Below are 486 nucleotides of genomic sequence, written 5' to 3'. Positions count from 1 at the left end.
GCTCCCGCAGGGGTCAAATCAGCGGACGGCCGAATCTTTCACAAGGGGTCCGGCCCGTCAATTTTAAGATGCAGTGCTTCGACTTATTTTACGTTACTGTTGCGATATGACACTGATTTGAACTTTCCGTATCATAATCTGCAGCAAACGCATAGCCGATGTTCCCCAAGTAACAGCCTTTCCTGGTGCCGGACTTTAGTCTTGGGATTGCTCACTTGATCGCGGTCCAACGACCAGCGGTCGGCGGGAAGCCCGGCTGACCTTGTCCCGCAGCCGGGCTTTCCGTTTGGTGCTTTGTTTTGCGCATGTCTTTGTCSCGAAACCGGTGACCRCTTTCGCGAGACATGCGCTCTGTTTTGCGCATGTCTTCATCCCGAAGCCAGAGACCACTTTCGGGAAACATGCGCTACGCAAAGGGAATGGCGAGTGTCAGCCCGGCGAAAATCACGATGCCGACCGTGCCGTTGAACTTGAAGAGTTCAAGAC

At 53.9% G+C, this 486-nt stretch carries 1 protein-coding gene; it reads left to right on the top strand.

The window, feature by feature from the left end:
• Positions 1-262: 262 nt before the first annotated feature.
• On the top strand, positions 263-486 hold a 224-nt coding region (locus tag AC1D0P_RS28750; RefSeq protein ID WP_477679849.1), incomplete at its 3' end, for a hypothetical protein.

The sequence above is a fragment of the Polaromonas sp. P1_G2 genome (assembly GCF_056405515.1).
The sequence above is the reverse complement of the archived record's forward strand: the minus strand, read 5'-3'. Positions and strand labels throughout refer to the sequence as shown.